The sequence below is a fragment of the Flavobacterium sp. FlaQc-49 genome (assembly GCF_044005985.1).
GTDB classification, from domain to species: domain Bacteria; phylum Bacteroidota; class Bacteroidia; order Flavobacteriales; family Flavobacteriaceae; genus Flavobacterium; species Flavobacterium cupriresistens.
In genome coordinates, this window is record NZ_JBIPCS010000006.1 from 342,345 (window position 1) to 352,595 (window position 10,251).

At 36.0% G+C, this 10,251-nt stretch carries 3 protein-coding genes; all 3 read left to right on the top strand.

Features of this window, described 5'->3' with window-relative positions:
* The first annotated feature begins 161 nt into the window (after positions 1-161).
* Positions 162-5,156: a glycosyl hydrolase family 18 protein gene (locus ACHRV3_RS14860; protein ID WP_395435048.1), complete on the top strand. Its 4,995-nt coding sequence runs from the start codon at positions 162-164 to the stop codon at positions 5,154-5,156.
* A gap of 301 nt (positions 5,157-5,457) precedes the next feature.
* On the top strand, positions 5,458-5,817 hold the full coding sequence (locus tag ACHRV3_RS14865; RefSeq protein WP_395427073.1) for a helix-turn-helix domain-containing protein: 360 nt from the start codon (positions 5,458-5,460) through the stop codon (positions 5,815-5,817).
* A 431-nt stretch (positions 5,818-6,248) separates the two neighbouring features.
* Positions 6,249-10,251: glycosyl hydrolase family 18 protein (locus tag ACHRV3_RS14870; RefSeq protein WP_395435047.1), on the top strand; the 4,003-nt coding region annotated here is incomplete at its 3' end.

The following is a 10,251-nucleotide window of genomic DNA, read 5'->3' on the forward strand; positions in this document are numbered from 1 at the left end:
ATATTTATTTATAGAAATGAATCGAATTAAAGTACAACGATTGCAATGTTTTCTATTTGCAATTGATTGAACCCTGATTGTTGTTTGTCAGATGCTGATTTTCAGTAGCTGATGTATTGCGATTGGAATATTTACTTTCTATTAACCAATATTTATTAATTATGAAACATTATTACAGATTACTGTTTTTGTTCTTGTTGTTTCCCTTACTTGCGTTAGCCCAACCAGCTCACGGTAAAAAAGTAGTAGGGTACTATGCACAATGGGCCATTTATGCCCGGGATTATAACGTTCCCAAGATAGACGGGAGCAAGTTAACCCATTTAAATTATTCTTTTTACGGGACCACTTTTGATCCTGCCCGTCCGGAGAATACAAAGTTAAAATGTTTGGATACCTATGCTGACTTTGAGCATACGGAAGGTGGAATTCCATGGGATGCTCCTGTAAAAGGGAATTTTTATGACTTGAAAAAGTTAAAAGAAAAGTATCCGCATTTGAAAATATTAATTTCTGTTGGAGGATGGACTAAAGGTCAGGATCTTTCTCCAATTGCCGCAAGCCCGGTGGCAAGAGCTGCTTTAGCTGCAGATATGGCAAACTTCATTGTAACGTATCCATTTATTGATGGATTTGATATTGACTGGGAATATCCGGTTATAGGAGGAACAGACGGAACTGAAGTAATTAACGGAGCTCCTATTCCTCCACAAAAACACAGTCCGGACGACAATAAAAACTTAGTTTATTTATTGAAAGCAATGCGCCAGGCAATGCCAAATAAATTAGTTACTATCGCAGCAGGAAATAACGTTAGAAATGTTGTTTCTCAGTATTTAGGACCTTTGAACAGAGGGCAATACGGAATGACTGAAGATATTTCGACTTATTGTGATTACATTACTTATTTTGGATATGATTTTGGTGGAAACTGGTACGATAAAACGTGTTACAACGCTCCTTTGTATGCAAGTGGAAATCCAAACGATCCTTTGTACGGTGCAAGCCAATCTGAATCATTAGATGAATTAACCAATCAGTATTTAAATGTGATCGGTTTCCCTGCCAACAAATTGATCATGGGATTACCTTATTATGGTAAGATTTTTAAGAATGTTGCTAATAATGGAACTACGCCTAATTTTCCGGGTTTATTTGTTGCAGCACCAAGAGATGCTACTTCCGGATGTGCTAATCCACAACCACCGGCAGGAACTTGGGATGGTCCTGCAGCCTGTGAAAAATCAGGAAGTATAGAGATTTGTGATTTAGTTGGAAATCCGGTTACAAACTCACACCCTTATCTGGATCCGAATACCATGATGGTTACACCAACTGCAGCAGCTGCAGGATGGGTTAGATATTTTGATAATACTACAAAAGTTCCTTATTTATACAATGCTGCTTTAAAACAGTTTATCACCTATGAAGATAAACAATCGATGGACTTAAAAGTCCAGTATATTAAATCGAGAAACCTTGCTGGTGGTATGGTTTGGGAACTATCTCAAGATACCAGAGGTGCAATACCTAACTCTTTACTGACTCAGGTAGATACTTCATTTGGAAGCATTGTTCCGGGAACAGTAAGCATAGCGGGTTCTGTAAAAAGCGGAACAGCTTTAGTACCTAATGTTGCCATAGAGGTAAAAAATTCAAGTAATGTGGTGGTAGATAATGTAGTTTCTGTAACAGGTAATTTTACATTCAATAATTTAGTTTCAGGTCAAAATTATACGCTTACTGCTACAAAAGCGGCCTATAACTTTACACCTGTAGTTTTAACAAATGTAACGGTTAATCAAACAGGAGTAGTTATTCAGGGAACACAACCTTTATATACGGTAAGCGGAACTGTAGTAGTAGGAACTACCACAACACCAGTTTCCGGAGTTACAGTTACAGCAACTTCTGGCACAACAGTTTTAACAGCGGTTTCCAGTGCAACGGGTGCTTATAGCATTACAGGTTTAACAGCTGGACTTAACTTTACAGTGACAGCAGCTAAAACAGGTTTTCCTTATACTCCGGCTTCAACGGTTTATAATGCAATAAGTGCTAATCAAACATTGAATTTCTCACAAGGTTCAGCAATCGTATATTACACAGTAAGTGGTGCTATTTTAAATGGAACTACACCAGCTGCGGGAGTTACGGTTACAGCAACTTCTGCAGGAGCGCCAGTTTCAGCAGTTTCTAATGCAAGTGGGGCTTACAGTATTTCTCTGCCATCTGGTTCAGATTATACAGTAACGGCTGCTTTAGCAGGAAAAACATATACTCCAGCTTCAACAGTTTATACGAATTTGATAGCCAACAAAACGTTGAATTTTACAGAGTATAACGTTGGAACAAATAAAATTAGCGGTACAGTTAAAAACGGTACAGTTCCGGTTTCGGGAGCGAAAATAGAATTGATCGTGCCTTGGACCGATAATGCACACGGATGGAAAAGTGTTCTTGCCACAACAGATGCGCAAGGAAATTACAGCTTTGCTAATTCAGTAATAGACGGATATGCAATTATTTCAAGTTTGAAATTGAATTCATGGCAAAATAATGAAGTCATTTATTTACCAAGTAATTTAGCAAATTTTGCAGTTCCGACTACGCCACAGGTATATAATTTTAATACAAGTGCGACGGCTAAAGTTGCTTCTTATGCGATAAATGGAAGAGTTTTAAACGGATCTACTCCGGTTTCAGGTGCTGTAATTTCGGCAGTTTCGGGTACAAAAACGTTAACTGCGACGACAGATTCTAAAGGAGCTTATACTTTTTCAGATTTAGCTTTAGGATCAGATTATAAAGTGACAGCTGTAAAAACAGGTTTGACATTCGTTCCGACTTCAACAGCTTTGACAACTACATCAGGTAACAAAACAGTAGATTTTACACAAAGTTTGGCCAGTACAAATTTAATTAGTGGTACTGTAAAAAATGGTTCTACTCCGGTATCAGGTGCTAAAGTAGAATTGGTTGTGCCTTGGACAGACAATACACACGGATGGAAAAGTGTTCTTGCCACAACAGATGCGCAAGGAAACTTCAGCTATGATAATACAGTTGTAGCTGGTTATGCGCAGGTTTTAAGTTTAAAATTGAACTCTTGGCAGAATGGGGAAGTAGCTTATTTTCCAAATAATCTGGTGAATTTCGCAATGCCAACTACGCCACAAGTTTATAATTTCAATACACAAGCGGTGGTTGTGACTAAACCGGTGGTTGCTATTACTGCGCCAACAGCTTCGGCGATTGCTATAAATTTAGGATCAGCGATTAATTTTGTTGCCAGTGTTGGATTAAGTGCTGCTGATGCTACTACAATTTCATCTGTTGTATTTAGTTTAGATGGGCAAAGCTTAAATGCTACCAATTCTTCGGGAACTTATACAGCGATTTGGACACCAGTAGCAAATCAGTTTTCGCTTAGTCATACCTTAACTGTTACGGCTACTGCGTCAAACGGAACAACAGATTCAAAAACATATAGTTTTACATTAACTTGTTCTGGTGCAAACTGCCCAAATCAATTACCTGTAATTACTTGGAGTTCACCATCGAATACTACTGTGTACCAAAGTACTTTCCAAGTTGTGCCAATTTCGGTTACAGCGGTTGATAGTGACGGATCGGTTTCAGGTGTTACTATTACCATCAATGGTGGTACGTTCAACATGACAGCAAGTGCAAATAATACTTATACGTATAATTTTACACCTACAGCTTATCAGGATTATCCGGTTGTAATCAAAGCAACTGATAATAGATCTGCCGTAACTACATTAAACAATACGGTTAAAATTGCTCCAATAGGCACCAACAGATTTATTCCACTTCCTCCAAAAGTTATTTTAGGATATGCGCATTCTTGGGAAAATGCCGGTGCTCCATTTTTATATTTTTCTCAAATGGTGGGAAGTAAGTTTAACGTAGTTGATTATGCTTTCGTAGAAACTGTTAACCGTGATGGTTATACACCAGTATTAACTACAAATGATACTAGATATTTGACTAATAACGTTTTCAATAAGCAGTTGTTGAAAAACGATATAAAATCCTTAAGAGATAGTGGCGTTCCTGTTATTGTTTCTATTGGAGGTCAAAATGGTCATGTTGTTTTGGACAATGTAACTCAAAAAAATATTTTTGTTAATGGTTTAAAAGCAATTATTGATGAGTATCAATTTGATGGAGTTGATATTGATTTTGAAGGCGGATCGATGAATTTTAATGCAGGAGGTTTAAGAGATATTTCTTATGCAGGTATTTCTGCTTATCCAAGATTGAAAAACGTAGTAGATGCTTGTAAAGAATTAAAAGCACACTATGGCCCTGGATTCTTATTAACTGCAGCTCCGGAAACACAATACGTACAAGGAGGATATTCTACCTATAATGATACTTTTGGTTCCTTCCTGCCAATCATTCAAAACTTACGTAATGAATTGGATTTGTTAGCTGTACAATTGTATAATACAGGTGGTGAAAATGGATTAGATGGCCAATATTATGGTTCAGCTAAAAGAGCAAACATGGTAACTGCCCTAACAGATATGATAATAAAAGGGTATAACATTGCTGGAACCGGAATGCGTTTTGATGGTTTACCGGCCTCAAAAGTTCTTATTGCATTACCCGCTTGTCCAAGTGCAGCAGGTAGCGGTTTTATAACGCCGGCAGAAGGAATTAATGCAATGCATTATTTAAGAACCGGAACGACTTTTACAGGAAGAACATACACGATGCAGCCAGGTGGACCTTATCCTTCTTTAAGAGGTTTAATGACTTGGTCTGTAAACTGGGATGCTTCTTCTTGTGGTAATTCATCTGAATTATCTAAAGCTTACGCAGCATATTTTGCCTCACAAGCAGCGGCAAAAACGTTATCTCTGGATAAAATTGAAGCGAAGAGCAGTACAGTAGCTTATTTTAAAAATGATGCTTTGTCAGTTTCAAATGAAACAGAAGATATTGCTCAGGTGGATGTATTTAATACTATCGGACAACCTTTAGTAAGTCATAAAAACATTCAAAATAATAAAGAAATCCTGATTCAGAACAGAAACTTCACGACTAAACAATTGTTTGTCGTTATAGTGACGGACAGAGCAGGAAATAAAAAATCATTCAAAGTGATGAACTTTTTAAACTAAGGTTTAGAACTAAAGAATGGAAAATTTAGAAATAAAAAAATTGGGACGGTTAAAATTGAGTTTGGTTATTTATTTTTTAATCTGGTTTTTATATTTCGAATAAATGCTGCGAATTGAGGTGATTTGTTATTTGGTTTTCGCCTGAAGGAATGCATTATGAACCCGACAATTGTATTGTCGGGTTTTTTTTTGCCGTTTTTCGAGATTATATTTTATAAGTTTTATCGATTATTTAAAATTCCTACAAACATATTTCTTTTGTTATATTTGTAAATAATTTCCTATTTTTAAAAATAAAAAAATGGTCGGGGAGAATGTAAGAAAGATTAGGGTAATCAAAGGATATTCTCAGCAATACATGGCTGTTTTGTTAGAGATTTCACAAGCGGCGTATTCAGATATTGAGACTGGTAAAACAAGGATCAGCTTAGATAAATTACAGAAAATAGTTTTAATCTTAAACCTTGAGTTGAGCTATGTGGTTAATTTTCATGAGAATTCAATATTATGCCCCAATCCGAATAATTTGATGAGAAATGAAGGAGAAATGAAGGAGGTTAAAACTCATTTTGATAAAGAGAGAGCACTTTACAAAGAACAAATAAATACTTTAAAAGATGAAATTGTTTACTTGAGAAATAAACTTGATGGAAAGGAGTAGGAATGATAGAATGGCTACTTTTTTAAGATAGAATAAAACCAAATTATTATTACAGTATAACTTAAAATAAAAACCTTAGAATTTGATTTTGGCTCTCTTTGTTAAGTTTCATGGCGAGATTGTTTATTAATTCATATGGTCTAGCAAAACTATGCTGGCTTTTATGGTATTCTCACTTGAAAAACATAAAAAATAATTATAAAAAGAAACATTGAGATTGAAAATCAAATAATTAAGTACAAATCATAGATTACCAAAAGCAAAGTATTTAGATTGATGAAATTCATTTTTTTTGTGCTTGAATATTCATTTTAACAGTGTTACGAATTCAATCTTTTCCTTAGATTCCTGATTTTTTTACTGATGTGTCAAATTTTGGCAGTAACGGTAATGTGATTTGGAATATTTATTTATTAACTAATTTTTTTATTATGAAACACTGTTACAGATTACTGTTTTTGTTGCTGTTTCCCTTACTTGCGTTTGCGCAGCCAGCTCATGGCAAAAAAGTAGTAGGGTATTATGCACAATGGGCTATTTATGCCCGCGATTTTAATGTTCCCAAGATAGATGGGAGTAAGTTAACGCATTTGAATTATTCTTTTTATGGGACAACTTTTGATCCTGCTCATCCGGAGAATACAAAGTTAAAATGTTTGGATACCTATGCTGACTTTGAGCATACGGAAGGTGGAATTCCATGGGATGCTCCTGTAAAAGGGAATTTTTATGACTTGAAAAAGTTAAAAGAAAAGTATCCGCATTTGAAAATATTAATTTCTGTTGGAGGATGGACTAAAGGTCAGGATCTTTCTCCAATTGCCGCAAGTCCGGTGGCAAGAGCTGCTCTGGCTGCAGATATGGCAAACTTTATTACAACTTATCCATTTATAGATGGATTTGATATCGACTGGGAGTATCCGATAATGGGGGGAACAGATGGTACTGAAATACTTAATGGTGCTATAGTTCCTGTACAAAAACACAGTCCGGATGATAACAAAAATTTAGTTTATTTATTAAAAGCAATGCGTCAGGCAATGCCAAACAAACTAATCACGATTGCTGCCGGAAACAATGTTAAGGATGTATCTAAACAATATTTAGGACCAAACAACAGATCACAATATGGAATGACTGAAGATATCACAACATATTGTGACCATATTACTTATTTTGGATATGATTTTGGCGGAAACTGGTACGATAAAACCTGCCATAATGCTCCGTTGTATGCAAGTGGAAATCCAAACGATCCGCTTTACGGTGCCGCGCAGTCAGAATCACTTGATGAGTTAACCAATCAGTATTTAAATGTAATTGGTTTTCCAGCTGATAAACTAATTATGGGATTGCCTTTTTATGGGAAAAAGTTTGAGCACGTGGAAAATAATGGCACTGATCCAAATTTACCGGGATTGTTTGTTACCGCACCAAGAGATGTAGTTTCGGGATGTACAAATCCACAATCCCCTGTCGGTACTTGGGACGGGCCAGCTGCATGTGAACGTTCCGGAAGTATTGAAATTTGTGATTTAGTAGGTAACCCAGTTACCAATTCACATGCTTATTTGGATGCGAGTACGATGTTAGTGACACCAACTGCAGCTACTGCAGGATGGGTGCGATATTTTGACAATACAACCAAAGTTCCATATTTATACAATGCTGCTTTAAAACAGTTTATCACCTATGAAGATAAACAGTCAATAGATTTAAAAGTACAGTATATTAAAGCTAAAAATTTAGCAGGTGGTATGATTTGGGAGGTCTCCCAAGATACGAGAGGTTCAATTCCGAATTCATTGTTAACTCAGATCGACGCTTCATTCGGTAGTATTGTTGCTGGCACAGTAAGTATTGGTGGTTCTATAAAAAGCGGTAATGCTTTATTAACCAATATAACTGTTGAATTACGTGATGCCAATAATGCTGTTTTACAAACGATTGTTTCTGCAACAGGAATTTTTACATTTAACAATCTTGTTCCGGGTAAAAATTATGCTATTACTGCAGTAAAGACTTCTTATACTTTTGTACCAGTTAATTTAGCCAATGTCGCGGTTAATCAGACAGGAATAGTCATTCAAGGAACACAAACGTTCTATACGGTAAACGGGACTATTTTAAATAATGCTAAACCGGTTTCAGGAATTACAGTTACTGCTGCTTCTCAAGGAGTAACGTTTACAGGAGTTTCTAACGCAAGTGGAATTTATAATATCAGTCTGCCGTCCGGGGCTGATTATACAGTGACAGCAGCTTCATCAGGTTACAGCTATGCACCGGCATCGACCATTTTTACTAATTTAATGACTAATAAAACAGTAGATTTTGAACAAAATGTAGTTCTTGCAATCATTAGCGGAACAGTTAAAAATGGAGCAAATCTAGTTTCTGGTGCTAAAGTTGAATTAACCTTGCCTTGGACAGATATTGCACATCCATATTTAAGCAAAATTGCTATTACAGATGCACAAGGAAAATATAGTTTTGATAATGCTATTTTGGCTGGATATACTACAATTTCAAGTTTAAAATTAAATAGTTGGGATAATGGTAACGTAACTTATTTACCATCAAATCTGGCAAACTTTGCTGTTCCGGCAAATGCTACAGTTTATGATTTTAGTACTAGTGTCGTTACACCAACGTATTATACTGTAAGCGGAACTGTTTTAAACGGAAGTACTCCGGTTTCTGGCGCTACAATTTCGGCTGTTTCTGGAAGTACAACTTTAACAGCTACTTCTGATGCTTCAGGAAATTATTCGGTTGCGAATTTAATTTCAGGATCAGATTATACGGTTACAATTGCAAAAACAGGATTAACATTTACTCCTGCATCAACAGTTTATACTGCTATTGCTGCTAACAAAACGTTGAATTTTACACAAACTGTTGTAACGCCAACTTACTATACCGTAAGCGGAACAACTAAAAATGGAACTACAGCTGTTTCGGGAGTTACAATCTCAGCAGTTTCGGGATCAACAACTTTAACAGCTACTTCAGATGCAAGTGGAAATTATACAGTTGCTAATTTAGTAGCAGGATTAGATTATACAGTAACAGCTGCAAAATCAGGTGTAACATTTACACCGGCTTCAACAGTTTACACAGCAATTGCTGCTAATAAAACGTTGAATTTTACACAAGTTGTTACTCCGGTATATTATACAGTAAGCGGAACAGTTTTAAATGGAGCGACTGCAGTTGCGGGAGTTACAGTTTCAGCAGTTTCTGGCGCTACAACTTTGACAGCTACTTCTAACGCAAGCGGAAATTATACAATTGCAAATTTAGTTGCAGGTTTAGATTACACGGTTACAGCTGTGAAAACTGGTTTAAGTTTTACACCGGCTTCAACTGTTTATACTGCAATTGCTGCAAATAAAACGTTGAATTTTGTACAAGGAGCACCAGTTGTTTATTACACAGTTAGTGGAACAATTTTAAATACTTCAACTCCGGTTTCAGGCGTTACAGTTACAGCTACTTCTACAGGTGGAACTTTTACAGGAGTTTCAAATGCAAGTGGTATTTATACGATTAGTTTACCGTCTGGTGGTAATTACACCGTAACTGCAGCTCTAACAGGACAAACGTATACACCAGCTTCTACAGTTTATACTAATTTAATAGCTAACAAAACTTTAAACTTCTCACAAGATGTTATTGTAGTTGGAGTAAATAAAATTAGCGGAACAGTTAAAAATGGAGCAAATCTAGTTTCTGGTGCTAAAGTAGAATTGATTTTACCTTGGACAGATATTGCACATTCATATTTAAGTAAAATTGCTATTACAGATGCACAAGGAAAATATAGTTTTGATAATGCTATTTTAGCTGGATATACTACAATTTCAAGTTTAAAATTAAATACTTGGGATAATGGTAACGTAACTTATTTACCATCAAATCTGGCAAACTTTGCTGTTCCGGCAAATGCTACAGTTTATGATTTTAATAATAGTGTCGTTACACCAACGTATTATACTGTAAGCGGAACTGTTTTAAACGGAAGTACTCCGGTTTCTGGCGCTACAATTTCGGCTGTTTCTGGAAGTACAACTTTAACAGCTACTTCTGATGCTTCAGGAAATTATTCGGTTGCGAATTTAATCTCAGGATCAGATTATACGGTTACAATTGCAAAAACAGGATTAACATTTACTCCTGCATCAACAGTTTATACTGCTATTGCTGCTAACAAAACGTTGAATTTTACACAAATTGTTGTAACGCCAACTTACTATACCGTAAGTGGAACAACTAAAAATGGAACTACAGCTGTTTCTGGTGTAACAATCTCAGCAGTTTCGGGATCAACAACTTTAACAGCTACTTCAGATGCAAGTGGAAATTATACAGTTGCTAATTTAGTAGCAGGATTAGATTATACAGTAACAGCTGCAAAATCAGGTGTAACAT